The sequence below is a fragment of the Burkholderia theae genome, assembly GCF_048565265.1.
Lineage (GTDB): Bacteria > Pseudomonadota > Gammaproteobacteria > Burkholderiales > Burkholderiaceae > Burkholderia > Burkholderia theae.
In genome coordinates, this window is record NZ_CP183462.1 from 2,362,956 (window position 1) to 2,388,557 (window position 25,602).

General features: G+C 66.7%; 22 protein-coding genes and 1 riboswitch. Of the genes, 5 read left to right on the forward strand and 17 right to left on the reverse strand.

Annotation, left to right across the window (positions count from 1 at the left end; genetic code table 11):
* The first annotated feature begins 29 nt into the window (after positions 1-29).
* Entirely contained in the window at positions 30-1,112 is a 1,083-nt protein-coding gene (locus ACN22W_RS28125) for a helix-turn-helix transcriptional regulator (protein WP_419687972.1), read from the forward strand.
* Between the two features lie 42 nt (positions 1,113-1,154).
* Here ACN22W_RS28125 and ACN22W_RS28130 read toward each other — a convergent pair whose 3' ends face one another.
* On the reverse strand, positions 1,155-1,934 hold the full coding sequence (locus tag ACN22W_RS28130) for an SDR family NAD(P)-dependent oxidoreductase (protein WP_419687973.1): 780 nt from the start codon (positions 1,932-1,934) through the stop codon (positions 1,155-1,157).
* Positions 1,935-1,967: 33 nt separating this feature from the next.
* Positions 1,968-3,215, reverse strand: a complete 1,248-nt coding sequence (locus ACN22W_RS28135; protein WP_419687974.1) for a D-arabinono-1,4-lactone oxidase — start codon at positions 3,213-3,215, stop codon at positions 1,968-1,970.
* A gap of 242 nt (positions 3,216-3,457) precedes the next feature.
* On the opposite strand from ACN22W_RS28135, the gene ACN22W_RS28140 reads away from it, so the two are divergent.
* Positions 3,458-4,420, forward strand: a complete 963-nt coding sequence (locus ACN22W_RS28140) for a helix-turn-helix domain-containing protein (protein ID WP_419687975.1) — start codon at positions 3,458-3,460, stop codon at positions 4,418-4,420.
* A gap of 63 nt (positions 4,421-4,483) precedes the next feature.
* On the opposite strand, the gene ACN22W_RS28145 is transcribed toward ACN22W_RS28140, so the two are convergent.
* From ACN22W_RS28145 to ACN22W_RS28190, 10 genes are all read right to left on the reverse strand, one after another.
* The gene (locus ACN22W_RS28145) at positions 4,484-4,876 is read right to left on the reverse strand and encodes a 2-oxoglutarate dehydrogenase (RefSeq protein ID WP_226800411.1); all 393 of its coding nucleotides are present in this window, start codon (positions 4,874-4,876) and stop codon (positions 4,484-4,486) included.
* 82 nt (positions 4,877-4,958) lie between these two features.
* The gene (locus ACN22W_RS28150) at positions 4,959-6,806 is read right to left on the reverse strand and encodes a S10 family serine carboxypeptidase-like protein (RefSeq protein ID WP_419687976.1); all 1,848 of its coding nucleotides are present in this window, start codon (positions 6,804-6,806) and stop codon (positions 4,959-4,961) included.
* Positions 6,807-7,463: 657 nt separating this feature from the next.
* On the reverse strand, positions 7,464-9,278 hold the full coding sequence (locus ACN22W_RS28155; protein ID WP_419687977.1) for an ExeM/NucH family extracellular endonuclease: 1,815 nt from the start codon (positions 9,276-9,278) through the stop codon (positions 7,464-7,466).
* A 212-nt stretch (positions 9,279-9,490) separates the two neighbouring features.
* Positions 9,491-10,432 carry a copper resistance D family protein gene (locus tag ACN22W_RS28160; RefSeq protein WP_419687978.1) on the reverse strand — a complete coding sequence of 314 codons (942 nt, stop codon included), beginning with the start codon at positions 10,430-10,432 and terminating at the stop codon, positions 9,491-9,493.
* A complete protein-coding gene (copC, locus tag ACN22W_RS28165; RefSeq protein WP_419687979.1) occupies positions 10,429-10,815 on the reverse strand; it encodes a copper homeostasis periplasmic binding protein CopC in 387 nt (128 codons plus the stop codon). The genes ACN22W_RS28160 and copC overlap by 4 nt, the downstream gene beginning before the upstream one ends.
* A 14-nt stretch (positions 10,816-10,829) precedes the next feature.
* Entirely contained in the window at positions 10,830-11,177 is a 348-nt protein-coding gene (locus ACN22W_RS28170) for a copper-binding protein (RefSeq protein WP_419689844.1), read from the reverse strand.
* A 77-nt stretch (positions 11,178-11,254) separates the two neighbouring features.
* On the reverse strand, positions 11,255-12,550 hold the full coding sequence (locus ACN22W_RS28175; protein WP_193101470.1) for a multicopper oxidase family protein: 1,296 nt from the start codon (positions 12,548-12,550) through the stop codon (positions 11,255-11,257).
* A gap of 1 nt (position 12,551) precedes the next feature.
* A complete protein-coding gene (locus tag ACN22W_RS28180) occupies positions 12,552-14,030 on the reverse strand; it encodes a TolC family protein (protein WP_419687980.1) in 1,479 nt (492 codons plus the stop codon).
* Positions 14,027-14,299 carry a hypothetical protein gene (locus ACN22W_RS28185; protein WP_419687981.1) on the reverse strand — a complete coding sequence of 91 codons (273 nt, stop codon included), beginning with the start codon at positions 14,297-14,299 and terminating at the stop codon, positions 14,027-14,029. Before ACN22W_RS28185 ends, ACN22W_RS28180 begins: the two co-directional genes overlap by 4 nt.
* Before the next feature lie 88 nt (positions 14,300-14,387).
* Positions 14,388-14,735 (reverse strand): hypothetical protein, encoded by a 348-nt coding sequence (locus ACN22W_RS28190; protein ID WP_419687983.1) that lies wholly within the window; start codon positions 14,733-14,735, stop codon positions 14,388-14,390.
* 268 nt (positions 14,736-15,003) lie between these two features.
* Between ACN22W_RS28190 and ACN22W_RS28195 the strand changes: the two genes are divergently transcribed.
* From ACN22W_RS28195 to ACN22W_RS28205, 3 genes are all read left to right on the forward strand, one after another.
* Positions 15,004-15,675, forward strand: coding sequence for a heavy metal response regulator transcription factor (locus tag ACN22W_RS28195; protein ID WP_129516443.1), 672 nt, complete (start codon positions 15,004-15,006; stop codon positions 15,673-15,675).
* Positions 15,672-17,090 (forward strand): heavy metal sensor histidine kinase, encoded by a 1,419-nt coding sequence (locus ACN22W_RS28200; protein WP_419687984.1) that lies wholly within the window; start codon positions 15,672-15,674, stop codon positions 17,088-17,090. The genes ACN22W_RS28195 and ACN22W_RS28200 overlap by 4 nt, the downstream gene beginning before the upstream one ends.
* A 160-nt stretch (positions 17,091-17,250) precedes the next feature.
* A riboswitch (yybP-ykoY riboswitch) is annotated at positions 17,251-17,388 on the forward strand.
* A 112-nt stretch (positions 17,389-17,500) separates the two neighbouring features.
* Positions 17,501-18,511, forward strand: coding sequence for a sodium:calcium antiporter (locus tag ACN22W_RS28205; RefSeq protein ID WP_419687985.1), 1,011 nt, complete (start codon positions 17,501-17,503; stop codon positions 18,509-18,511).
* Between the two features lie 136 nt (positions 18,512-18,647).
* On the opposite strand, the gene ACN22W_RS28210 is transcribed toward ACN22W_RS28205, so the two are convergent.
* From ACN22W_RS28210 to ACN22W_RS28230, 5 genes are all read right to left on the reverse strand, one after another.
* Complete coding sequence (locus ACN22W_RS28210; RefSeq protein ID WP_193101481.1) at positions 18,648-19,016, reverse strand: copper-binding protein; 369 nt, start codon at positions 19,014-19,016, stop codon at positions 18,648-18,650.
* Positions 19,013-22,219 carry an efflux RND transporter permease subunit gene (locus ACN22W_RS28215; protein ID WP_419687986.1) on the reverse strand — a complete coding sequence of 1,069 codons (3,207 nt, stop codon included), beginning with the start codon at positions 22,217-22,219 and terminating at the stop codon, positions 19,013-19,015. Before ACN22W_RS28215 ends, ACN22W_RS28210 begins: the two co-directional genes overlap by 4 nt.
* The gene (locus ACN22W_RS28220; protein ID WP_419687987.1) at positions 22,216-23,754 is read right to left on the reverse strand and encodes an efflux RND transporter periplasmic adaptor subunit; all 1,539 of its coding nucleotides are present in this window, start codon (positions 23,752-23,754) and stop codon (positions 22,216-22,218) included. The genes ACN22W_RS28215 and ACN22W_RS28220 overlap by 4 nt, the downstream gene beginning before the upstream one ends.
* Positions 23,755-23,765: 11 nt before the next feature.
* The gene (locus ACN22W_RS28225) at positions 23,766-25,058 is read right to left on the reverse strand and encodes a TolC family protein (protein ID WP_419687988.1); all 1,293 of its coding nucleotides are present in this window, start codon (positions 25,056-25,058) and stop codon (positions 23,766-23,768) included.
* A 92-nt stretch (positions 25,059-25,150) separates the two neighbouring features.
* Positions 25,151-25,537: a hypothetical protein gene (locus ACN22W_RS28230; RefSeq protein ID WP_419687989.1), complete on the reverse strand. Its 387-nt coding sequence runs from the start codon at positions 25,535-25,537 to the stop codon at positions 25,151-25,153.
* Positions 25,538-25,602 lie beyond the last annotated feature (65 nt).

Sequence of the window (25,602 nt, forward strand, 5' to 3'; positions counted from 1 at the left end):
CCGGCCCGTCGTAGTGCAAGGGGCGCACCATGTCCGACAAGTATGTCGCGCTAGCGGGCCACATCCGGCGACTATGTTCGTTCGGCATCGAACCGCGCCTCGTCATTCCTCATGTGGTTGAAGCAACGCGGCGCATCGTGGGCGCCGACTGGGGCATGTTCTTCTATACCGACGAGCACTATGCGGTGTCGGACGTCTACAGCGAAAACGCCACCGTCTATCAAGTCCTGCCCACCTACTTTGCCAACGTCCACAACACCGAAAAACAGGAAGTGCTCGGCGTCACGTTCTCGGACGCGATGCGCCGCGGCCGCGGATTCGAAAACAGCGCCCGTTACGACGCCGCACTGCTGAAGAGCGCAATGTATGCGGAGCTGTGGCGGCCGGTCGGCATGCGGCATTGTCTCGAGCTGACGGCGACCGATGGTACCCGTGGCTGGGGAAGCCTGAAGTTGTGCCGCGCGCCCGGCGCTCGTCCGTTCTCGGAAAAGAATCATCGCGACATCGCGCCGTTCGCGCGACATATCGCGCATGCGCTTTCGTACCCGATACATCCGCCATCACACGAAGCGGAAGGCAGCCAGTCGTCGATCATGGTCATCGACAACACCGGAAAGGTGTTGCTGCAGAGCGAGGACAGCGTCAGGATGCTGGCGCTCGCGTCCGGCGAACCGCTTGCGTTCTATCGTCGCGACCGCTTTCCGAACTGGCTTGCGCCGCTGCTGACGCATGTCAATCGCATCTGGTGCGGTCTCCCGGTGGCACCCGCCACGATGGAACGCCGCAATGCGGCCGGCCGCTTCCGATTCAAGGCGTATCGCTTTGCGCACGCGAGCGCGCTGCCCTGCGAACAGGCGATCGTGATCTACATCGAGCATTTCCTCCCGCACGAACTGGAAATCGAGCGACTCGGCTTCGAGTTCGGTCTGACGGAACGACAACGGCAGCTCTGTTCGCTACTCGTCCTCGGCCACTCGCAAACCGCCATCGCGCGCGGCCTCGCACTGCGCGACAGCACCGTCGTCGATCACGTGCGAAAGATCTACCGCAAGCTCAACGTGCACAACCACGACGAATTGCGCCACGTCTTTCGCGTTGGCCAGCACGACTAGCGTCGCATGTCGCGTCGAAAGCACAGCCGCGAGGCTCGACGATCAGACCGCGGAAAAACAGTTGTCGACGAACAGATGCGTGCCGTTGACGAAACTCGACTCGTCGGACGCGAGGAACAGCGCGGCCGCCGCGACCTCCGACGGTTCGCACAACCGGCCCTGCTGAACCGCGATCGCCGCTTCGGTCGCGTCGACGCCCATCGCCTGCAGGTCCTTGAGTTCGCGCATCCCGTGCGGCGTGCGGATGAACCCCGGCGCCAGCGCGTTGCAGCGAATCCCGCGGTCGCGGTACTCGACCGCGATGGCCCGCGCGAACATGTGGCACGCACCCTTGGTCGCGTCGTACAGCACTTCGCCCGGCGTCGCGCAGACCGCGGAAATCGACGACGTGCACACGATGCTGCCGCGCCCCTTCTCGAGCATCTGCGGCAGCACCGCCTTCGTCATCAGGAACATGCTCTTGACGTTCACGCCCATCAGCCAGTCCCATTCCGACTCTTCGATGTCGAGAAACGGTTTGACGATCAGCGTACCGGCGTGGTTGAACAGGATGTCCGCGTTGCCGTACTGCTCCCGCGCCGCATCGACGGCCTGCCGGACCTCCGCCTGTTTCGACACGTCGGCGCCGAGGCCGATCGCCTGCAGGCCGGCATCGCGCAGCCTGGACGCAAGTGCTTCGGCGGCGTCGCCGTCGCGGTCGATGATCGCGACCTTCGCGCCCTGTGCGGCGAACAGTTCGGACGCAGCGCCGCCGCATCCGCCGGCGCCGCCGCTGACGATGGCGACCTTGCCGGCCAGGCGGCCGTCAATCTTGACATTCATTCTTCGTTTTCCTGTCTGGTTGGATCGGCGCGCTCAACTGAACAGCGTCCGAAGATGATCGTTGAGAAAGAAACCTTCAGGGTCCACGCTGCGGCGCAGTGCGCGGAACGCTTCGGCCTTCGGGAACCAGCGGTCCACGTCTTCGCGGTTCGTGAAATGCAGCTTGCCCCAGTGCGGACGCGAGCCGTAATCGCGCAGGATGTCGTCGACGTCCTTCAGGAACGGCCAGTAGTCGACGCCGTTCGGGCCACCCGAGCATGAAATGGTGACGCTGTCCTGGTGGTTGAACGGGCTGATCCACGCCGGGTCGCCCTTCGTGAAGCGATACTCGACCGGGAAAATGCAGTCGCGGTGTTTCGTGAGGACCAGGTCGCGGACGCGGCGCAGCGCTTCCTTGCCATGCTGCGCGGGCACCGCGTACTCGAGCTCGTGGAAGTTCGGCACGTAGTGGATCGCATACACCTCGGAGCTGTATGCGATCTTCTCGTGCTCGCCCTCGTGATACGTGCGCTCATCGGTGACGTCCATCACCTTGATCTCGCACACGTCGTAGTCTTTCTTCGAGTTCGACACCTTCGCGGTATCGGGCAGGCAGTACAGGTCGCGGCTTTCTGACGTCGGACACCAGAAGAACCCGAAATGCCGATGCTTCGCTGCCAGGTCGTCGTATTGCTCCATCAACGCTTCGAAATCCTCGCGCCAGACCCGGTCGTGCAGCCAGAACGCATCGGTCACCTGCAGCGTCATCTCCGACACCACGCCGAACATGCCGATATTCACCTGCGTCGCATGGAGCAGGTCGAGGTCCTTCCGGTCGCTCACTTCCATGATCGAGCCGTCGGGGCGCACGATGCGCATCCCGACGACCTGCGACGACAGGTTGCTCAGCGTCGTCCCGGTGCCGTGCGTGCCGGTGGCGAACGCGCCGGCAATCGCCTGCGAATCGATGTCGCCCTGGTTGACGAGCGACAGGCCGAGTGCCTTCAGGTGACGCGTCACCGCATTGATTTTCGTGCCGGCCTTCACCGTCACGCGCTTGCGCGCTTGATCGACATCGACGATGCCCTGGTAGTCCTGGAGCGACAGCAGCAGGCCGCTCGTCGCCACGACCGGCGTGAACGAGTGCCCCGACCCCGCGCATCGAACATGCTTGCCCTGGCGCGTCGCGGTACGCACCAGCTCCGCAATCTCGGCCTCGCTGGTCGGCGACGCCAGGTGCGCGGCCACGCACGACTGATTGCCGACCCAGTTTCTCCAGAATCCGCCACGGGGAAGTTCCATCAACGTCTCTCCAGATAGGCACCGCGGTGCGTTGTCGGCATGGCTCGGTGAACAGCAACGTATCGATGCCAAAGGTAGGGTGCCGAAACGCTTTTCACTATCGGATTTCGGCAAGCGAGGGTTTCCACGAGGCGGCGCTTTTTGACCGGCTCGCCGAGCGGCTACAATGATTCGATCCGGCCCGCCCTCTCCCGCCCCCGATGACGCCGTCTGCCCACCTGAGCGATTTCTCTGGCGCCCCGTTGTTCGCGCGAACGGTCGCGTTCTGCGCGTTCACCGACGTGGCGGAACAGGCTCGGTCGTTCGAAGGCTGGAACCTGAATTACACGCAGATCTCAGGTGGCCTGTTTCATGGCTCGTCGTCGATCGTGTCGCTGGGCGGCATCAAGCTGCTGGTCGAGGACCTCGACAAGGTCATCCTGCAGCGCGGCGCGGTGCCGTCGGACCGGATCGCCGTGGCCGTGCCGCTGGAGCTGGAAGGGCATGCGCGCATGTGCGGCGAGAAGAGCGGGCGGAACAGCCTGCACGTGTTCTCAAGCCTGCCGGAATTCGAGTTCTATTCGCCCGACCGGCACGTGCTCGTGAACGTCGAGATCGAACCCGACAAACTGTCGACGCCGGCGATGCGCACGGTCGCCGCGTCACTGCGCGCCCGCACCCTCGCCCCGCTGATCCCGATGGCCGCGTACGTCGCGGACAATCTGCGCGACCTGCTGCGCCGCACGCTCGCCGCCGCGGCGAAAAGCACCTCCGCTGAAGACATGACGACGCTGGACCGGATCGAACTGCTGGAGCGCACCGTGCTGTACGCGATCTCGGAGGTGTTGACGGCGGCCGCGCCGGAGGACGGCGCGCAAGCCGCGCGCCCGACGAAGTACTGGTCGCTGGTCAACGCGGTGCAGGAGCGGCTTCAGGACGCATCGACCTGCCCGCTGTCGATCGCCGAGCTGTGCGTGCAACTCGGCATCAGCCGGCGCACCGCGCAGTATGCGTTCCACGACACGCTCAATCTGAACCCGATTGCATATCTGCGCGCCGTTCGACTGAATCACGCGCGCCGCGAGCTTCGGCTCGGCGAATCCGTGACGTCCGCCGCAACCAAATGGGGCTTCTGGCACCTGAGCAGTTTCGCGCAGGACTATCGCGCGATGTTCGGCGAGCTGCCGTCGGTCACGGCGCGGCGCTACGCGCGCCAGGCGAGCTGAACGCCTGTCGCGGTTCGGCGGCCGGTGCCGACCTCGCACCGGCCGCCGCGCTGCGTTGCTACGTCACTCGTCCTGCTGTTCCTGTTGCGCCTGCACCTGCCGCTGCTGGATGAACTGCCGCACATCGCTCATCGTCACGCGGCCGGTGTGCTTCGCATCGATCTCGTCGAAGTGCTTCGACACGAAACCGAGCCCGCTGCTCTGCGCCTGCGCCTTCGTCACGGCCGCGCCGTTGCTCAGCACCGTATTGGCGCCGAGCCTCGCATCGACCCGCTGCTGCGCCTGCTGCTGCAGCGTCGCACCGGTCGACGGCAACACCGGCGCCGCCCGCGTGGACGGAAAGAACGGACCGTCGACGCCGCGCCCGCCATGCGGAAGCTTCACCGGCGCCACCGCCTGCGGCGGCAAGGCGTGGGCGCTGCTCATCGCGGCACCGACGACGATCAACGCAGACATACGCCGAATCATTTGGATTAGGGACATGATCGCTCGCATTCAATGGATGAATAGAGGGTTCCTCTGACAAGGAGTCCGTCGCTCAAGGGGCCGCCGCCAGCGTCGTCGCGGCCGTCGCGCCCGGGATGCTGCCGGTCGGCACGCTGGGCGGGTTTTCGTCCGGCCACGGCGGCGGCAGCGTATGCAGCGTCAGTGCCGTCGGAATCCGCGCGCCCTTGTAGAACGTCTTCAGGTCACGCTTCATCTGCGGACGAGCGACATCGTCGAGGTAAATCATGTGGCCGCCCTGGAAGAAGTTCACCTGCAGCTTCGGATTCAGGCCCTTCACCGTCTGCAGCCGCGCGAGTTGCTTCTCGGTATTGAAGAACGGCGTGGCCAGATCGTGGAAGCCGTTCTCCGCGAGCACGCGAAGCTTCGGGTTGAGCTGCAGCGCGCCGAGCAGATCGGGGATCGTGTCGGGCATCGGCTGGCCGTCGTGCGTGAAGTCCCAGACGCCGATGATGTTGTCGTTCAGCGGCAGGTAGGTCGCGTTCGGTGCGGTATAGCCGAGGTAGTCAGGCATCTGCGTCGCGAGCGCGTTCGTGAACGGCTGCGAAATCAGGATGTCGGACGGGTCGCCGTCGGTTTGCAGACGCGGATCGGAGTTCGGCAACGACACGCGTCCGTCATACCGGCCGATCGTCGTTCCGGGCAGCAGGCTCGTGCCGAACGGGTTCGCGTTGAAGTAGCCCTGCAGCGCCTGCAGCGTCAGGCCCGACGGTATCCCCCACAGCCTGAGCGTCGCATCGCTCGGGAACACCGGCGTGCCGAGCGCATCCGGAATGCCGAGCTGGCTCAACACCCACGACTGCGAGTACTTCTGCAGCTGGTTGTAGATCAGCGTCGTGAACAGTTCCGTCTGCAGTGCGTACAGATCCTGGTTCACCGGCGCCGGCGAGACCTGGTTGAAGTACGCCGCGACCGCCGCATACCCGGGCAGGTAACCGGCCACGGTATCGGTTTCGAGCAGCAGCCCCTCCGTCGACTGCGTGATCGCCACCGCCTCCACCGCATCCGCGAAGTAGTTCAGGATCGCCGACTGCAGCACAATGCCGGTCAGGTGCACGCCGGCCGATTCGAGCGCCAGCGCCAGCATGTCGGTACGCGGCGTGCCGTACGATTCGCCGTACAGGTAGATCGGCGACGTGCTGCGGCTGTTGACGTTCAGGTAGCGCTGGATGAAGTCGCGCATGATGTTCACGTCCGCATCGGAACCCCAGTACTTCTGGTTGGTGTTCGGCAATACGGCTTCCGACAGCCCGGTTCCCGGCGGGTCGATGAACACGAGGTCGGTGGTGTCGATCAGGCTGTCGGCGTTGTCGACGATCGGATAGTTCGGCCAGTTGGTGCCGAAACCCGGATCGGGCGTGGCCACCCGCGTCGGCGCGAACGAGCCGAGACGCAGCCAGATCGACGACGAGCCGGGGCCGCCGTTATACACGAACGTGACGGGACGCGGCTTGCCGTTGGTGCTCGGCGCGGTGTACGCGACATACGACATCGACGCTTCCGCGTTGCCGTTCGCGTCCTGCGCGGTCAGGTGGCCGGTGGTCGTCGTGTAGTTGACCGTCTTGCTGCCGCCCGTCCACTGGTAATGCATGACCGCCGCTTTCTCCGACACCTGCGCGGCGGCGAGGCCGTCGGTCGCATTCATCGAATACGCGACCTGATCGACGTAAGGCTGGTTGGCCGCCGGTGCCTGACTGCTGGCCGCTTGTGCGCTGGCCTGCTGGCTGGCGGTGGTCTGCGCAAGGCTCGACGCGCCGACGGACGACGAATCGTCGCCGCCGCATGCCGCGAGCGCCAGTGTCATGACCGTCAAAACGCCTAGCCCGGCCAACCGGCCGTGACGAGCACGGCGGCTGCCGGTACTGCTCCTGTCTGGTTTCATCTCTATCCTTGTGCCTGGTTCGGATACCACTTCACAAAGGCCGCCTTCGCCGGCGAGACGCGCAGCAACACCCGCCACTCGCGCAAAAGGCGGTTGGAATCGGACTGCTTCAAGAGACTGAACGTGATACAGACACAGCAAACTGCTGGCGAGAATCGTGCTTGAACCGCCCCCTGCAGTTTGGACTTCTTTTCTGATTACCTGAATTTACGACACCGACAAAAATAGGCGGTGCTGCGCCGCGTTGTCAAAGATCATTCCGATATTAAAAATCCCGTAATGATGCGAACGACGGCCAGTGTCTGGAATTTGAAAGACAAAAAGATTATTCGTGCAAGGCGCGCTTTATCGGCAATGATTCGCCGAATCTTTTACTTCTCTCGCACAACTCGCAAGCCTTGCCGGTATTGATGCAACGCTTCCATACCCTTCAGATCGACTGGATTTTTCTTTCATTTTTATTATCGACAATCGATTAAGGTGCCGTCACGCCATGCACACGTCATTCGATGACTCGATTCGCTTCAGGCATTCTTCAATCCAGGTGCTTATGTGCATTGCGCCATCCATAAAATACCGATTTCGTTAATTCACGGCAGTTTCGGCGGAATTATTTACCCGATATTCGAATCCATTTCCCGGGCGGGCAACCCGCCATCAATTCCCGCCGCCCGGCAGCGCGATATCGATCAGCACCGGATCGTGATCCGACGAGCGATACGCATCCGGCGCGTAGTACGTCTTCTGCTGCTCGGCCGACTTGTACGCGAGCGTGTACTGCAGCGCGAGCGGCTCGTCCGCGTTGATGTGCCATTCGTGCACGGCCTTCACGTGCGACGCGAGCGGCAGCGTTGCGAGCGCATGGTCGAGATAACCGGCTTCGCCGTTGTACACGTAGCTGTATGCGTTCGCACCGATCCAGCGCGCGACGAGGTTGCGGTAGCCGCGCGATTCGAGCGTGCGGATCGGGTCTTCATGCGTGTAGCTGTTGAAGTCGCCGATCAGCAGCACGCCCTGGCCCGCAACACCCGTCGGCGTGCCGGCAAGCCAGTCGGCGACCTTCGCCGCCGCGCGCGTGCGCGTCGGGTTCCAGCAGCCCTGGCCGTCGCCCTGGTCGAGATCGTCGTTCGCGGCGTCCGGGCAGTTCTTCGACTTCAGGTGGTTCACCGCGACCGTCAGCGCCTGCTTGCCGCCGATGCGATGGAACGACTGCGCGAGCGGCTGGCGATTCTTGTCGTCGATCGCGAGCGTCGCCGCGCGGCCGACCGGTTCGACCTTGCGGCTGTCGTAGATCAGTGCGACCGCGATCGCGTCGCCGCCGAGGCGCGACGTGCCCGGGTCGACGACGCGCCAGTTGTTGCCGAGCTTCGCCGCGAGCTGGCGCACCGCGCTGAGTTCGCCGTAACCGTTGTTCTGGATTTCCATCAGGCCGATCACGTCGGCGTCGAGCGCCTTCAGCGCGCTGACGATCTTCGCTTCCTGACGCTGGAATTCGGCGTAGGTCTTCGCGCCGCGGTTGTTCGGATCGTCGAAGCCGCCGCCGAGACCGTTGCCGTTGAAGTAGTTGAGGACGTTGAACGACGCGACGCGCAGGTTCGATTTCGGATCGCGCGCAGGCGCGTTGGTGCGCGGGTTCGTGCGCGCCTCGAACGCCGGCACGGCCGCGCCGGGCAGCGGCTGCACGCGCCATGCGCCGTAACGCACCTCGAGCACGCCTTCGATGTCGCGCACGGTGTAGCCCGCGCGCAGCGTGTTCGCGGCCGACAGGCCGGGCGCCGGATACGGCACGGTCGCGGGGTTCTGCTTGTTCGAGCCGTCGTCGAGGATCAGGCGGTTGCGCGCGTTCGCATCGATCTGCGTCTGCGCCTGTGCGGGCGGCACGACGCTCGTCGGCGTGCGCAGGCGGCCGTTGCTGAGCATCACGCTGCCGTAGCGGCCGAGCTCGTAGTTGTCGGTGACGTTCAGCGTCTGCGGCAGGCGCACGAGCATCCCTTCATACGCGGCGAACGTGTTCGGGCTGTCGACCGGCAGCGTGAGCGTCACGGGCGTGACGGTCTGGCCGTTCGCACACACCGCGATCGCCCCCGACTGCGTGAGCTGCGTCTGCCCGTATTTCTCCTCGACCTTGCCCGTCACGTGCACGAGATCGCCCGCCTTCGCACGCACTTTCGGCGCATAGACGAATAGGCCTTCGGACACGCCCGGCTGGTTGCGGCGCTGTGCGTCGGCCTGCTGGACGAAGAAACCGCCGAAGCCGTCCGTGCCGCCGAAATCGGCGGTGACGACGGCTTCGATCGACACGTTCTGGCCGGCGAGCGGCGACGGCGCGCCCGGCCCCTGGATATCGGCGATCGGCGTCGTGCTGCCGCCGCAGTTCGGGCTGACGGGAGCGGCGGTGGCGGCGAACACCGGCGCGGCGGCGAGCGTCGGGAGCAGCAATAGCGGGGCAAACAGGCGGATTGTCGAGCGCATGACGGGAGATCCCGGTTGTGAGGGTGGCGAAAGCTTAGCGGCGCTCAATGACAGTTTTTGGTAATCAAAAGACAGGTAAATGTAACAAGTGATTTCGCGCGGCGATCGCCACCGGCCGCGCGGTTGTGCCGGAAAATGCGGGAAATCGTCTGACGAAAATCCATCGTGCCCGTGACGATTCCCCCGCGATGCTTCGACAACGCGCCGCCGCGCTAGACCGTCCCCGGCAGTGCGCTCGACGCGAGCACGGCCGCCACCATCAGCACGCCGCCCAGCACGACCGCCTCGATCCGCAACACCGCGCCGAACCGGCGCAACGGGCCGGCCGGCATCGCGGCGGCCGGGTCCTTCAACTCGGACAGCAACTTCGGCATCCCGAAGAACCGGTTGTGTCCGCCGAGCGCCGCCGCGATCAGCACGAGCGCGAGCTTCAGCAGCAGGATCTGCCCGTAGCTCGACGCGAGCAGGTTGGCCGGCGTATCGATGCCGCGCCATCCGTTGTACGCGCCGGTCGCGAACAACACGATCAACGCAACCGTCGACGCATCGGACAGCGACTGCACGAACGATGCGCCGGTCGCGCGTTCGCTCGCCGGCATGCCGGCAAGACGCGGCATCACGCCGAACGCCGTCACGAACACGAGCCCGACCCATGCGCTGATCGCGAGCAGATGCAGCCAGTCGACCCACACCGGCACGCTGAACAACCCCGCGTCGACCGGATGCCCGCCGTTGCTGCGCGCGAGCGCGACACAAGCGAGCGCGGCCCACATCGCGAACGGAAAACGCGTGTCGTTCGCATGCCTGATAAACGACAGCAGCACGACCACGACCATGAACGCGGCACCGGCCAGCCATGCGTGGCCGAATCCGGTGCCCACGAGCATCGCGCAGACGGCCGGCCCGGCTTCGAGCAGCGACACGTCGCTCATCAGCGCGCAATGCGCCCAGAACGCGGCGGTGCTCGCGAACAGCGACACGACGGACGCGATGCGCAGCGTCGCGACGAGGCGCCGCCCGATGCCGTGCTGCCACGCCGACGCGCCGCGCGCGAGCCAGTGGCTGCCGAGCAGCGCGCCGACGATGCTCGCGAACCCGGCGTTCTGGATCGCCACTGACACAAGACGCAGCAGGCCGACGAAACCGTCGTTCATCCCTTCACCCTGAACGTATAAGTGCCCTTGGTGCGATGCGCATCGGCCGTCATCGCCGCCCACTGCACCGTGTACGCGCCCGGCGCGAGCTTCGGCATCGCAACCGTCATCACGCGCGGGTTCGACGCGTCGACCTTCGCCTTGTCCTGCGTGACGGCGTTGCCGTTCGCGTCCGACACCTTCACCGAGCTGAACGCCGGTTCGAGGTCTTCGTTGAAGGTGAGCCGCACCGTGTCGGGCGCCGTGTCGACCGTGCTGCCCGTCGCCGGTGCGGCACTTTCCAGCTTGCCGTGCGCCGATGCCGCGACCGGCGCGGCGGCGAAAATCGCGCCGGCCGCGACGAAGCCGGCCAGCCGCTTGAGCGTCGTGATCCTGATCTTCATGTTCGTGCCCGGCGTCACGGCTTCTTCAGCTCGACGACGGTCAGCGCGCCGCCCACGTCCTCGGCGACGAAGTCGACCTTGTCGCCCACCTTCACCTGCGACAGCATCGCCGGTTCCTTCACCTTGAACGCCATCGTCATCGCGTCCATCCCGAGGTTGTCCAGCGGGCCGTGCTTGATCGTCAGCTTGCCCGCGGCCGCGTCGACCTTGCGGATCTCACCGTGCGACATGCGCTGCGCCGCATCGGCGCCCTGCTTCGCGCCGCCGCTCATGTCCATGCCGGCCATGTCGCCGGCCGCGTACGACGCGGCGGAAAACGCCAGCGCACAACCCGTTGCAATCGAAACCAGTCCCTTCTTCATCATGCTCGCTCCAGAGTGAGTGAATCGAAACCGGCGGCCGCATCGGCACGGCCGCCGCGTGCTGCTGCCGCTGCTGCTCAACCGTCCGGCAATTCGCCGGTGTACTCGTACGCGACGGTGCCCTTCGGATGCCGGAACCAGCCCGGATCGCGATAGTCGTTGCGGCCGAGCCCCTGCCGCACCTTCAGCACCGTGAACATGCCGCCCATCTCCAGCGGCCCGAACGGGCCCGTGCCCGTCATCATCGGCAGCGTGTTGTCGGGCAGCGGCATCTCCATGCCGCCCATCGCGCCGCCCGTGCTGCCCATCGCCATGTAGTCGGGCACGAGCTTGCCGATGCGCTGCGCGAGATCCTTCTGCGGCACACCGATCAGGTTCGGCACCTGGTGGCCCATCGCATTCATCGTGTGATGCGACTTGTGGCAGTGGAATGCCCAGTCACCCGGGCGATCGGCGGTGAACTCGATCGCGCGCATCTGGCCCACCGCGACATCGGCCGTCACTTCGGGCCAGCGCGCCGCCGGCGGAATCCATCCGCCGTCGGTGCCGGCGACTTCGAAGCTGTAGCCGTGCAGGTGGATCGGATGGTTCGTCATCGTCAGGTTGCCGAAACGAATCCGCACGCGGTCGCCCGCGCGCACCGGCAGCGGATCGATGCCCGGAAACACGCGCGAGTTGAACGTCCACATGTTGAAGTCCGTCATCTCGTTCACGCGCGGCGTGTAGCTGCCCGGATCGATGTCGTATGCGGCGAGCAGGAACACGAAATCGCGATCGACCGGCATCGTGCCGCGATCCTTCGGATGCACGATGAACATGCCCATCATCCCCATCGCCATCTGCACCATCTCGTCGGCATGCGGGTGATACATGAACGTGCCGTGCGCCTCGAGCTGGAACTCATAGACGAAGGTCTTGCCGGGCGGGATATGCGGCTGCGTAAGGCCGCCGACGCCGTCCATCCCGTTCGGCAGCCGCAGCCCGTGCCAGTGGATCGTCGTGTGCTCGGGCAGACGGTTCGTCACGAAGATGCGCACCTTGTCGCCTTCGACGGCCTCGATCGTCGGGCCCGGCGACTGGCCGTTGTAGCCCCACAGGTTCGCGTTCATGCCGGGCGCCATCTCGCGCACGACGGGCTCGGCCGTCAGGTGGAATTCCTTCCAGCCGTTCTTCATCCGCCACGGCAGCGTCCAGCCGTTCAGCGTCGCGACGGGTGTGTACGGACGGCCGTTCGGCGGCACGAGCGGCGGCTGCGTGCCGGTTTTCGCCATCGTGGGCGCTTCGGGAAGCGACGCGGCGCCGGCCTTGCTGACCATCGCCGCACCGAGCAGCGCGGCGCCCGAGCCGTTGAGAAATTGTCGACGGGACACCATGTCAATGACCTTCCGGATGCGTTGCGGGCGCCGGTTGCGCCACGGATGAGGAAGCCGGCTGCGGCGCAGCGGCAGGTTCGGGTTCGGTGGAACGCGGTGCGCGCAGCGCAGCGCCCGGGACAGGCAGCCGGCCGCCGACGGCCATCTGCAGATCGGTTTCGGCGAGCCAGTAGTCCTTCAGCGCATCGATGTAGCCGTTCACCGCGCCAACCTGTTCGCGTGCATCGGCCAGCAGCTCGAACACGCTCGCGAGCATCCCGTTGTAGCGCAGCAGCAGCTCGTCCGAGATCGTCTTGCGCAGCGGCACGACTTCGTCGCGGTAGTGCGTGGCGACGTCGTAGCTCGTCACGTACGCCGCGTACGATTCGCGCACTTCGGAGCGCGCGTCGATGGCCGTCTTCGCGAGCCGGTTCGCCGACTGCAGGTAGATGGCCTCAGCCCGCGCGACCTTGGCGCCGCCCCAGTCGAACAGCGGAATCTCGACGCTGATCTCGAAGCCGTGCTCGTGACCCTTGCCGGTCTCGTAGTTGTTCAGATAACCGAGATCGACCGCGTTGACGAAACGCGTGGCCTTGCTGAGGCCGAGCGACGACGCGACACCCTGCGTCTGCAGCTTCGCGGCCTGGATGTCGAGACGGTTGCTCATCGCGAAGCGTTCGAGATCGGGCAGGTCCGGGCGCGCTTTCGGCAGGTCGGGCAAGCGTTCGGGCAGCGCGTACTGCGTGCGCCCGCCCCACAGCCCCATCGCGCGCGTGAGCTTCTCGCGCGCGGCCACGGCCTGCTGGCGCGCCTTCGCGTGCTGCGCGACCGCGTCGGCATGGAATGCCTGCTCGCGGGCGTAATCGAGCCGGCTGAAGTTGCCGGCCTGACGCATGCGCAGCGCGAGTTCCGCTGCCGCGCTCGCGGCATCGCGCACCTGTTGCGCATAGTTCGCGGCCTGCTCGGCGGCGACGGCCTCGACATACGCACGGCGCGCGTCGGCGGCCACCTTCAGCATCGCGTCGGCCGTTTCGAGCTTGGTCTGCTCGAAGCGGCGGCGTTCGATGTTGGTCGCGAGCGGCATCGTCAGCAGCGCGAATACGTTCGCCGAGAACGTGCGGCCGAGCGTCAGCTCGCCGTCGCCGGCGCGGGTGCGGCTGAACGAGAAGCGCGGGTTCGGCAGCCGGCCGGCCTGCACAAGGTCGGCCTCCGACAGCCCGAGCTCCGCATACGACGCCTGCAGGCCGCGGTTGTTCAGCAGCGCGACCTGCACCGCGTCGTCCATCGACAAAGGTTGGGCGAGCAGTTCGCGGGTCCGCTTGTCGACGGCTTCGCGGTCGGCATCGGTCCGCACGACCACGGCGTCTTTGCCGATACGTTCCGCCGCGGTGGACGACACGGCGTCGAAGCCGCCGTCCTTCGAAAACGTCGTGCAGCCCGCGAGGAATGCCAGCACGAGCACGGCCGCACCGATCCTCGGCGCTATCGCAAGGTTCGTCATTGCGCGGGCCCTCCGTGCATCGAATGGGCGCCGCCGTGACCCGTCGGGTTGCCGGGCTTCGCGGGCCGCTTCATCACGTCCCGGTTCAGTTGTTTCCAGCCCGGGCCTGCGTCGTCGCGATACGGCCGGTAGCCGTCGAACGCAGACGTCACGGTGACGTCCGGCACCGTCGCGGCGGCGTCCGCCGGATCGGGAAACGGGGTTTGCGCAGGCGCGAGCGACGGCACGATGGCCGCCGCGCCAAGCAGCGCCGCAGTGATCAATCGCATGAATGGGTCTCGTCGTAGTGTCGTCCGGCGGGCCTTGCACGGCCGCCGGCGTGGATTGCAGATCGCGGCCTGTCGGCCACGGGCACGGCTAGACGGGAATCCGGCGAGGCGGCCTGTCGATGCCGCCGGTCAGGAACGACACGACCACGGTCGACGGCGGATGCGCGACGATCGTGACGCTGGTGCCCGACGCAGCAGGCACCGCGGGCGCACCCGGCATGCTCGTGCCGACGCAGCAGGACACGCAGGCGGAACACGACGGCGCATGGCTATCGTGATCGGGATGACCATCCTGCACGACCGGCATCGCGTGCGACATCTCGTTCGCATCCGGCACGACAGCACCCGCGCACGGCATCGAAACGGTCGCGAACGACGGGATCGGCAGGCTCAGCGCCAGCAGCACGACGAGGATGAATTTGCGCCAGTACGACATGGATGCGGAATCAGGCAAGCTACGACCGGATGGGCCGGCGCGGCACCGCGACGGCGCGCTCCGGAGACAGGACGACTGCAGCTTATCGCCGCCGCCGTGACGACGACATGGTCGAAACATGACCGGATTTTCATGAAACGCGCGCTCGATGTTTCGGCCTGCCCTTCATGAAAATTCCGTCATCCGCCGGTCATCTTGCGCGCACGCGCGGCACCGTAAGCTCAGGCGTTACACTCACCGGCTGGAATCATCGATAGCCTGCCTCACCATGCGGATACTGATAGTCGAAGACGAACCCAAGATGGCGTCGTACCTCCGGAAGGGGCTGATGGAGGCGAGCTACACGGTCGACGTCGCGGAAACCGGCAAGGACGGGCTGTTCCTCGCGCTGCACGAGGATTTCGATCTCGTCGTGCTCGACGTGATGCTGCCGGAAATGGACGGCTTCGAGGTGCTCAGGCGGCTGCGCGCGCAGAAGCAGACGCCCGTGCTGCTGCTCACGGCCCGCGAGGCGATCGAGGACAAGGTCACCGGCCTCGAACTGGGCGCCGACGACTACCTGCTCAAACCGTTCGCATACGCGGAGTTCCTGGCCCGGATCCGCTCGCTGCTGCGGCGCGCGCCGCGCAACGTCCGCGACATCCTGCACGTCGCCGATCTCGAGGTCGACCTGATCAAGCGCCGCGTGCGGCGCGCCGACAACCGCATCGACCTGACCGCACAGGAATTCGCGCTGCTGCAACTGCTCGCCGAACGCGAGGGCGAGGTGCTGACGCGCACCTTCATCACGTCGCAGATCTGGGACATGAATTTCGACAGCGACACGAACGTCGTCGATGCGGCGATCAAGCGCCTGCGCGCGAAGATCGACAACGCGTACGAGAAGAAGCTGATCCACACGATCCGCGGCATGGGCTACGTGCTCGAGGATCGTTCGTGACCGCCGGCCCGGCTTCGTATTCGCTGCTGCGGCGCCTGACGCTCGCGTTCGCCGTCGTCGCCGCGCTCGTGTTCGCGCTGACCGGCGCGTATCTGTATCGCTCGCTGTCCGCCGAGCTGAAGCGACGTGACGACATCGAGATCTCCGGCAAGCTCAACCAGTTCCTGCAGCTTGCACACGCGAGCGGCTCGACGGCCGCGCTGCGCGCCGATCCGGCCGTATTCCACGAGGTGCTGCTGTCGCATCCGGGTGTCTATCTCGGCATCTACGACGGGCAGAACCGCGCGCTCGTCGAGCACTCCGACGAAGCCGGCAACACGCTCGCGTCGGTGATCGCGGCGCCGCATCCGGCCGCCGGAACCGGTGGCGCCGGCGTCCCGTTCACGTGCTCGCCACCCGGCATCGGCACGTCGCGCTGCGTGTATGCGCGGGAAACGCTGCCGTCGGGCGAGGCCATCCAGGTCGCGCTCGCGCGCACCGCGACCGATCGCCAGTCGCTGCTGGAAAGCTATCGCGTCGACATCTGGCTCGCGGCGGCCGCCGGTGCGCTGCTGGTCGGCGCACTCGGTTATGCGGTCGCCGCGCGCGGCCTGCGCCCGGTCGAGAGCCTCGGCCGGCAGACGTCGCGCATCGAGGCGCACAACCTGAACGCACGCCTCGACGCGCGCGGCGGCCCGGTCGAGCTGCGCGAGCTCGCGACGTCGGTCAACCGGATGCTCGACCGTCTCGAACGCGCGTTCGTGCGGCTGTCACAGTTCTCGTCCGATCTCGCGCACGACATGCGCACGCCGCTCGCCAACGTGATCAGCTCGTCGCAGGTCACACTGTCGCGCGCCCGCACGACCGAAGAATACGAAGCGCTGATCGACTCGAACATCGAGGAATGCGAACGGCTGCAGCGGATGATCGAGAACATGCTGTTTCTCGCGCGCACCGACAATGCAAGGCAGCACCTGAAGACCGCCGAGCTCGACGCGGGCAGCGAGCTGCGCCGGCTCGCGTCGTATTTCCAGGCGCTGGCCGACGAGGCCGGCGTGCGCATCGACGTGCACGGCCACGCGCCCGTCGTTGCGGACGCAACGTTGTTCCGGCGCGCGGTCAGCAATCTCGCGTCGAATGCGCTCGAACACGCGGACGCCGCGTCGACGATCGAGCTGGCCGTTTCCGCGCAAGCCGGTTATGCGGTCGTCGAGGTCACGAATCGCGGCGCCGCGATTCCGCCCGAACAGGTCGACCGGATCTTCGAGCGTTTCTACCGGATCGATTCGTCGCGGCACGGCGCGGCGCGGAACGCGGGGCTCGGGCTCGCGATCGTCAAGTCGATCATGGAACTGCATCGCGGCAAGGTCGAGGTCGCGAGCCGCGACGGACGCACGACGTTCGCGCTCTATTTTCCGAGCGCCACGGAGGGTTGACGCGCCCGGCGATGCGTTCGTGACACGCACATGACACCGCCACGCGGGCGCGATTGCTTCCCGCTACGACGCGAGCACCCGCCACGCGCACCGCGTTCCTCACCCGCCGAAACGATATCGCTACGCAAGCTTGCCGAAAGCAATCGGCTCGGCTAGACTGGCGCTCGTCTTTGGGGAGTAGCCTGCTTTCCGTCCCCCGGAAAGCGAACGCGTCAACACACTCGGCTTCCAGCCGTGGCGCGTTCGGCCGAATCGGTCTGGCGAGACCATGGGCGCATCGCGTCGTTCCTGGTCGGACGTCGGCGGATGCGCCATGGTTCGTCAGCGTCCGACCACGGAGTCCCCATGTTCCCCGCAGCCTTCTCCCTACGCGCCACCGCCATCGACGCACCTGTCCGCGGAGGTGCCGCATGACCTTCATGTTCCTCGAACTGGCGTTCATGCTGGTCGTCATCCTCGTGGCCGCCGAAGTCTTCACCAATGCGCTCGAACATCTCGGCGAACGCCTGAAGATTTCCGAAGGCGTCACCGGTTCGCTGTTCGCGGCCGTCGGCACCGCGCTGCCCGAAACCATGGTGCCGCTGCTCGCGCTGGCCGGCGGCACGGCGAACCAGGCGGTGAACGAGGAGATCGGCGTCGGCGCGATTCTCGGTGCGCCGCTGATGCTCGCGACGCTCACCACGTTCCTGATGACGCTCGCCGTGATCCGCTCGCGCGGGCTGCGTGGCACGATCGCGCCCGAACGCACGGGGTTCGTGCGCGACATGAACTACTTCCTCGCGGCGTTCTCGCTGGCGACCGCGGCGATGTTCGTGCCGCATCACAACTGGGCCGTCCGCGCGCTGCTTGCCGCGCTGCTGGTCGGCATCTACGTGCTGTACGTCGTGATGACGTTCCGCGCGTCGAACCAGCTCGTCGATGCCGGGCACGGCACCGAGGCGCCGCATACGATGCTGCTGTCGCGCACGGGCCTGCCGACCAACCTGGCGACGATCGCGCTGCAGCTGGCTCTCGGCCTTGCGCTGCTGGTGGGCGGTGCGAAGGGCTTCATTCACGGCGTGGAAGGCGTGTCGCAGGTGCTCGGCGTATCGGCGCTGCTGCTGTCGCTGATCATCGTGCCGATCGCGACGGAATTGCCGGAGAAGGTCAACAGCGTGCTGTGGATCCGCCGCAAGAAGGACACGCTCGCGTTCGGCAACATCACCGGTGCGATGGTGTTCCAGGGCACACTGCTGCCGGCGATCGGCATCATGCTGACGCCGTGGGAGCCGCGCCCCGAAGTGCTGACCGGCGTGATCATCACGCTCGCGGCGGCGGCCTGGCTGCGCATCAATGCCCGCACGCGCGGGCTCGCGATCTGGGCGCTGCTGGCGAACGGCGCGGGGTATGCGGGGTATCTGGTGCTGACGTTGGCTCGCTGAGCGCCTGAATCGGACGCGTTGCCCGACGCGCACGCACGCACGCGCGCGCGGATGCGGACGCGGCATCGACCGCCGCGTCCGCGCGCTGCGCTTCACCGCGTTGACGCGGGCATCGGCAACGCCCGCATCCGCACGATCAGGACGCTTTCACCAGCTTGACGATCGTCAGCGTGCCGTTGACGTTCTCGACGCGAACCTTGACCTTCTCGCCCGCATGAACCTGCGCGAGCATGGCCGCGTCCTTCGCCTTGAACGCCATCGTCATCGGCGGCATCCCGACGTTCTCGAGCGCGCCGTGCTTCAGCGTGACCATGCCGGTCGCGGCATCGACCTTCTTCACTTCGGCGTCGGTGAGCGCGGCGTGCGACGCGGCCGAGCCGTCGGACGACATCTTCATGCCGGACATGTCCATGCCCGACATGTCGCCGGACGCAAAGGCGGGTGCCGCAAAAGCGCCGATCGCGAGAACGGCGGTGGCGGTGGCAATCGATTTCATCTTCTTCATCGAGATTCTCCAGTTTGGATGGATGGCACGTTCATGCCGGAAGGAACTGCGGTGGAATGCCGTTCATCGCTCGCGCTTCGCACACGACGGCGCTGAAGCAGAAGCCATGCGGCGGGAATGACGAACATCGACAGCAGCGGCGCGGTGACCATGCCGCCGACCATCGGTGCGGCGATGCGCTGCATGACTTCGGAACCGGCGCCGTGCCCGACCATGATCGGCACGAGGCCCGCGAGCACGACGGCGACCGTCATCGCCTTGGGCCGCACACGCAGCACCGCACCCTCGCGGATCGCGTCGAGTAGCAGCGCGTCGGTCAATTGCTCGCCGGCGTCGAGCCGGCGCTTCAGCGCGCCCTTCAGGTACAGCAGCATCACGACGCCGAATTCGGCGGCCACGCCGGCCAGCGCGATGAACCCGACCGACGTCGCGACGGACACCGCATGGCCGAGCCCCCACACGAGCCAGAAGCCGCCGACCAGCGCGAACGGCACCGTCGACATCAGCAGCAGCGCATCGGCCGCCGAGTCGAACGTGAGGAACAGCAGCACGAAGATCACGACGAGCGTCACCGGCACGACGGTGCGCAGCGTTGCCGCCGCGCGTTCGAGATACTCGAACTGCCCCGACCACGCGATCGAATAACCGGGCGGCAACACGACCTGCCGCGCGACGGCCTGCTGCATCGCACGGACCGCCGTGCGCAGATCGGTGCCACGGATGTCGACGTACACGTAGCCGGACAGCCGCGCGTTCTCGCTGCGAATCATCGGCGGACCGTCGGCGATCGCGATGCGCGCGACGTCGCCGAGGCGGATCTGCGCGCCGCGCGCGGTGACGACCGGCAATTGCCGCAGGTTCTCGATCGAATCGCGGATCTCGCGCGGGTAGCGGATGTTGATCGGGAAGCGCTCGCGCCCCGCGATCACCTCGCCGACATCCTCGCCGCCCACCGCCGACGACACGACCGACTGGATATCGGCGACCGACAGCCCGTAGCGCGCGGCCGCGAGCCGGTCGATGTCGACGTCGATGTACCGGCCGCCGTTCAGCCGTTCCGCGAGCGCGGACGTGACGCCCGGCACGTGCTTCACCGCCGCCTCGACCTGCGTCGCGATCGCGTCGATCCCCGTGAGATCCGGCCCGGAGATCTTCACGCCGACCGGCGTCTTGATGCCGGTGGACAGCATGTCGAGCCGGTTGCGGATCGGCGGCACCCACACGTTCGACAGGCCCGGAACCTTCACCGTGCGATCGAGTTCGTCGACGAGCTTCTCCGGCGTCATGCCGGGCCGCCACGCGCTGCGCGGCTTGAAGCGGATCGTCGTCTCGAACATCTCGAGCGGCGCGGGATCGGTCGCGGTATCCGCGCGCCCCGATTTGCCGAACACGGTATCGACCTCGGGCACGGTCTTGATCAGCCGGTCGGTCTGCTGCAGCAGTTCGCTCGCCTTGTCGGCCGAGATGCCCGGCAGTGCGGTCGGCATGTACAGCAGGTCGCCTTCGTCGAGCGGCGGCATGAATTCGCCGCCGAGTCGCGACAGCGGCACGGCCGTCAGCACGAGCGCGACGACCGCGATGCCGATCGCGAACCACGGGCGCCGGAGTGTCGCTTCGAGCAGCGGCCGGTACAGGCGGATCAGCACGCGGTTGATCGGATTCGCGTGCTCGTGCGGAATGCGGCCGCGCACGAGATAGCCCATCAGCACCGGCACCAGCGTCACCGACAGCCCGGCGGCGGCGGCGATCGTGTAGGTCTTGGTGAACGCGAGCGGCGCGAACAGCTTGCCCTCCTGCCCTTCCAGCGAAAACACCGGAATGAACGACAGCGTGATGATCAGCAGCGAGAAAAACAGCGCCGGCCCGACTTCCGCTGCCGAAGTCGCGACGATGTCCCAGCGCCGCGCGGCCGTCAGCGGCTCGCCGGGATGCGCGTGGTCGTACGCTTCCAGATGCTTGTGCGCGTTCTCGATCATCACGATCGCCGCATCGATCATCGCGCCGATCGCGATCGCGATCCCGCCGAGCGACATCAGGTTCGCGTTCACGCCCTGGTAGCGCATCACGATGAACGCGGCCAGCACGCCGAGCGGCAGCGACAGGATCGCGACGAACGCGCTGCGCAGATGGAACAGGAACACCGCGCAGACGATGCCGACGATCACGAATTCCTCGATCAGCTTGTCCGTCAGGTTGTCCACCGCGCGCTCGATCAGTTGCGAGCGATCGTAGGTCGTGACGATCTCGACGCCGGGCGGCAGCGAACGCTTCAGGTCGGCGAGCTTCGCCTTCACCGCGTCGATCGTCGTGAGCGCGTTCTTGCCCGAACGCATCACGACGACACCGCCCGTCACCTCGCCCTGCCCGTTCAGCTCCGCGATCCCGCGCCGCATCGCCGGGCCGACCTGGATGCGCGCGACGTCGCCGAGCAGCACCGGCGTGCCCGCGTCGTCGGTGCGCAGCACGACATGCCGGAAGTCGTCGAGCGTGCGCAGGTAGCCGGTCGAACGCACCATGTACTCCGACTCGGCCAGCTCGACGACCGAGCCGCCGGAAGCCTGGTTGGCCTTGCCGAGCGCATCCGCGACCGCCGCCTGCGTGATGCCGTACGCGCGCAGCTTGTCCGGATCGAGCACGACCTGGTACTGGCGCACCATGCCGCCGATGCTCGCGACCTCCGACACGTCCGGCACCGCCTTCAGCTCGAACTTCAGGAACCAGTCGTTGAGCGCGCGCAGTTGCCCGAGGTCGTGGTGGCCGCTGCGATCGACGAGCGCGTACTCGTACACCCAGCCGACGCCGGTCGCATCCGGCCCGAGCGACACGGTCGCGCCCGCCGGCAGCCGGCTCTGCACCTGGCTCAGGTATTCGAGCACACGCGAGCGCGCCCAGTACGGATCGGTGTGATCGTCGAACAGCACGTAGACGAACGCGTCGCCGAACGACGAATACGCGCGGACGGTTTTCGCGCCCGGCACGCCGAGCAGCGTCGTCGTCAACGGATAGGTCACCTGATCCTCGACGACCTGCGGCGCCTTGCCCGGATACGACGCCTTCACGATCACCTGCGTGTCCGACAGGTCGGGCAACGCGTCGAGCGGCGTCTGCCGCAGCGAATGAACGCCCCATGCGGCAACCAGCACCGTGGCAAGCAGCACCAGGAAGCGGTGGTGGATGGACCAGCGAATGATGCGCGCGATCATCGTTCGCCTCCCTGCGGATCGACCTTCGTCAGCCGGTAGCCGTCGCCGTTCTGCGTGAACGCGAAGCGCACCGTTTGCCCCGGCTTCACGTCCGGGAACGCGTGCGCCGACGGCTTGCCGAACGCCATCGTCATCGGGCCCCAGCCGAGCGCCGGAACCGGCTGATGCGAGAACGTGATGTCGTCGGCCGTGACCTTCTCGACCTTGCCGGTGGTTTCGTAGATCGGCGCCGCCGCGGCCACGGACGATGCCGACGATGCGGCCGCGCTGGCCCCGGCCGCGCGTTCCAGCCGCGGCAGCACGCTTTTCAGGCTGGCCTCGGAATCGATCAGGAACTGCCCCGATGCGACGACCGTATCGCCTTCGTTCAACCCGTCGAGCACTTCCGTGTCGCCGCCGACGTCGTTGCCCACCGTCACCGACACCGGCTGAAGCCGGCCGTCGCCGTTCTTCACGATGACGATCGAGCGCTTGCCGGTCGCGATCACCGCTTCGGACGGCACGAGCAGGCGCGACACGGTCTGCCGCGCGGCGACCCGCACGCGCATCAGCATGCCGGGCGTGAGCTTCAGCGCGGCATTGTCGATCTCCACGCGTGCCTGCAGCGTGCGGCTGCTCGTGCTGATGCCCGGCAGCACTTCGCGGATGCGCCCGCTGAAGTGCTGGGCCGGATCGCCCGCGAACGCCGCATCGACCGACATCCCCGGCTGCACGTTCAGCGCGAGCGCTTCCGGCACCTCGACGATGAGCCACAGCGTCGACAGCCCGGCGATCTTCGCGAGCGTCTGCCCGGGCGCGACCATCGCGCCGTCTCGCACGTTCAGCTCGCTGACGACGCCGGTTTCCGGCGCACTCAGCACGACGTGCGTCTGCGCGCGGCCGGTGCGATCGAGGTTGGCGATCATGCCGTCGGGAATCGACAGCGCACGCATCCGCGCACGCGACGCATCGAGCAGGCTGCCGTCCATCCCGCCGCGCTTGAGCGCGAGATATTCCTCCTGCGGCGCAAGCCAGTCCGGCACGAACAGCGACGCGACCGGCGCGCCCTTCGCGATGCGCTGCATCGGCGCGCGTGCATACAGACGGTCGATGTAGCCGGTGACGCGCGACTGCACGACGTCCGCGCGCGATTCGTCGAACTGCGTGGTGCCCACCGCATCGAAACCGGCCGCCGTCTGCTGGCGACGCACGGTTGCGTAGCGAATGCCGAGGTTCTGCTGCAGCCCCGGATCGATCCGGATGCCGGACGAACCGCCGCCTTCATCCGCATAGACGGGCTGCAGCTGCATGTCCATGAACGGCGATTTGCCCGGTTTGTCGAAATGCTGGTTCGGCACCATCGGGTCGTACCAGTACAGCACCTTGCGCCCCGTGTTCGGGTCGGTCCTGCCGGCCGATGCAGCGGCGGCGGGTGTCGATGCCGCCATCGCCGCGTTATCTGCCGCATGGCGCGTGCCCGCGACATACCCCGCGCCGAGCAGCGCCGCGCCGGCGAATGTCATCAGCACCGCGCGCGTCAGTGATTGCTTCGTCATGTGGTTCTCCTTCACTGCGCGGCGGCCAGCGTTGCCGGCACGACCTGATATTCGAGCTGCGCCCAGGTCTGCGACACGTCGCGCCTGAGATCGAGCACCTGCAACTGCGCTTCCAGTTGCGCGCGCCGCGCGGCGAACGTGTCGGCAAGCGAACCCGTGCCGGCCCGGTATGCGGCGTTGGCAAGCTGCACGCGCTGATCGGCGGCGGGCAGCAGCGATGCACCCAGGTTCGCGATGCGTTCGCGGCCGCTCGCCAGCGTCTCGGACTGCGTACGGATATCGGCCTGCACCTGGCGCAACGCGTCCTCGTACATCAGGCGCGCCTTGGTCGCGAGCGCGGCCTTCTCGGCGACGTCGCGGTTCTGGCGGTTCTTGCGGTTGAGCGGCAACGGGATCGAGACGCCGACGGACACCATGTTCGAGTACGCGCCGCCGCGCTGCTGGTACGCGATCTCCCATGTCCAGTTCGGGCTGCGCTCGCTGTTCGCGACCGCGGTGTCGGCTTCGGCAACCGCGATGTCGTCCGCGGCCGCGACGAGCGCCGGTTGCGACAGGCGCAATTCGTCCGGCGGCAACGACGACACGAAGGATTCAGGCGCGGGCGGCGCGCCCGTCACGTCCGCCACCGGCGTGGCCGTCCAGCGGGCGAGCGCGATGAGCGCCGTGCGAACCGTCTGCTGCGCCTTGAGCACCTGATCCTGCGTTTGCGCGAGCATCGCGCGGGCTTGCACGACATCGCCCGCGCTCGCCTTCGCGCCGCGATACGACGCCTGCGTCGCGTCGAGTTCATGGTTCATGTGAGCGAGCAGCGCTTGCTGAAGCGCGAGCGCCTGCTTCGCATAGACGGCATCGAGCCACGCCGTCGCGGTCTGCCGGCGCACGGCGGCAAGCTGCTGGAGATAGCCCGCGCGCTCACGGCCGACCTGCTCGTCGGCCAGCGCCGAGCGCAGCCGCCGTTTATCGCCGGATACCCACTCCTGCTCGATGCCGATGCGGCGCATCGTCATGAAGTCCTGGCCGACGGTGAAGCGCTGCCCGCCGTTGACCGGCAGGTTGTCGATGCCGGCCTTGAGCATCGGGTCCGGCAACTGGCCGGCCTTGACGGCCGCTTCGGAACTCGCGTGGACCGAAGCCTGCGCGGCCTGCATCGAAGCGGAATGATCGGTGGCGGACTGCAGCGCGGCGTCCAGCGTGAATGGCGCCTGTTGCGCGTGCACGGCGCCCGCCACCAGCAGCGCGGCCCACAGCACGGGCGCGCGCCGACACGCACGCCGCGTGCGCGGCGTGCAGAAATCGAATGACATGGTTTAACCCCAACGTCGGAACCCAAAGGGATTCCACGTCCTGAGCACAGGACGAACCTCACCGCGTGGGCGGTGAACCGGTCGGATCGGGATCAGCTAATGCGTGGAGGGCGCCACAACCCGCTCGGGTCGCGGACCGGGACGGACTGCGTGTAGTGGAAGACGATCGTGCTGGCGAATGCAGCGGGACGGCTGACGTCGGCGCGGGCGGCCGGGTGATAGAGACTGCCGAACTGGCATTGGGCCGTCACCTTGCAGGCCACGCCCTTGGCTTTGGCCTTCGCTTGCGCGTGGCCGGCGGATGGCGACTTCATCGAATCGCAATCGCTCATGTCGGCGGACATCGTCATGCCCATGTCCGCGTCCATCGACATCGTGTACTGCATCGGACATTCACCGGTCAGGCCGCTGGCTGCCAGCCCACTGATGGGCAGCACCGCGCAAAGCAGCAGCAGGATGAAGGTCCGAAGCAATCGCATGGCGGCGATTATAGCGCGGCATTTTGCGGCGTGGCGGCACGTCGATATGCCGAAACGGTCGCGGT

Coding starts and splice junctions, on each gene's coding strand:
- ACN22W_RS28150 (WP_419687976.1), bottom strand. CDS start 6,806: ATGAAACCAGACAGGAGCAGTACCGGCAGCCGCCGTGCTCGTCACGGC.
- ACN22W_RS28215 (WP_419687986.1), bottom strand. CDS start 22,219: ATGATCGCGCGCATCATTCGCTGGTCCATCCACCACCGCTTCCTGGTG.
- ACN22W_RS28180 (WP_419687980.1), bottom strand. CDS start 14,030: ATGACGAACCTTGCGATAGCGCCGAGGATCGGTGCGGCCGTGCTCGTG.
- ACN22W_RS28155 (WP_419687977.1), bottom strand. CDS start 9,278: ATGCGCTCGACAATCCGCCTGTTTGCCCCGCTATTGCTGCTCCCGACG.
- ACN22W_RS28210 (WP_193101481.1), bottom strand. CDS start 19,016: ATGAAGAAGATGAAATCGATTGCCACCGCCACCGCCGTTCTCGCGATC.
- ACN22W_RS28175 (WP_193101470.1), bottom strand. CDS start 12,550: ATGGTGTCCCGTCGACAATTTCTCAACGGCTCGGGCGCCGCGCTGCTC.
- ACN22W_RS28125 (WP_419687972.1), top strand. CDS start 30: ATGTCCGACAAGTATGTCGCGCTAGCGGGCCACATCCGGCGACTATGT.
- ACN22W_RS28205 (WP_419687985.1), top strand. CDS start 17,501: ATGACCTTCATGTTCCTCGAACTGGCGTTCATGCTGGTCGTCATCCTC.
- ACN22W_RS28190 (WP_419687983.1), bottom strand. CDS start 14,735: ATGTCGTACTGGCGCAAATTCATCCTCGTCGTGCTGCTGGCGCTGAGC.
- ACN22W_RS28185 (WP_419687981.1), bottom strand. CDS start 14,299: ATGCGATTGATCACTGCGGCGCTGCTTGGCGCGGCGGCCATCGTGCCG.
- ACN22W_RS28170 (WP_419689844.1), bottom strand. CDS start 11,177: ATGAAGAAGGGACTGGTTTCGATTGCAACGGGTTGTGCGCTGGCGTTT.
- ACN22W_RS28145 (WP_226800411.1), bottom strand. CDS start 4,876: ATGTCTGCGTTGATCGTCGTCGGTGCCGCGATGAGCAGCGCCCACGCC.
- ACN22W_RS28135 (WP_419687974.1), bottom strand. CDS start 3,215: ATGGAACTTCCCCGTGGCGGATTCTGGAGAAACTGGGTCGGCAATCAG.
- ACN22W_RS28225 (WP_419687988.1), bottom strand. CDS start 25,058: ATGTCATTCGATTTCTGCACGCCGCGCACGCGGCGTGCGTGTCGGCGC.
- ACN22W_RS28160 (WP_419687978.1), bottom strand. CDS start 10,432: ATGAACGACGGTTTCGTCGGCCTGCTGCGTCTTGTGTCAGTGGCGATC.
- ACN22W_RS28130 (WP_419687973.1), bottom strand. CDS start 1,934: ATGAATGTCAAGATTGACGGCCGCCTGGCCGGCAAGGTCGCCATCGTC.
- ACN22W_RS28230 (WP_419687989.1), bottom strand. CDS start 25,537: ATGCGATTGCTTCGGACCTTCATCCTGCTGCTGCTTTGCGCGGTGCTG.
- copC (WP_419687979.1), bottom strand. CDS start 10,815: ATGAAGATCAGGATCACGACGCTCAAGCGGCTGGCCGGCTTCGTCGCG.
- ACN22W_RS28195 (WP_129516443.1), top strand. CDS start 15,004: ATGCGGATACTGATAGTCGAAGACGAACCCAAGATGGCGTCGTACCTC.
- ACN22W_RS28220 (WP_419687987.1), bottom strand. CDS start 23,754: ATGACGAAGCAATCACTGACGCGCGCGGTGCTGATGACATTCGCCGGC.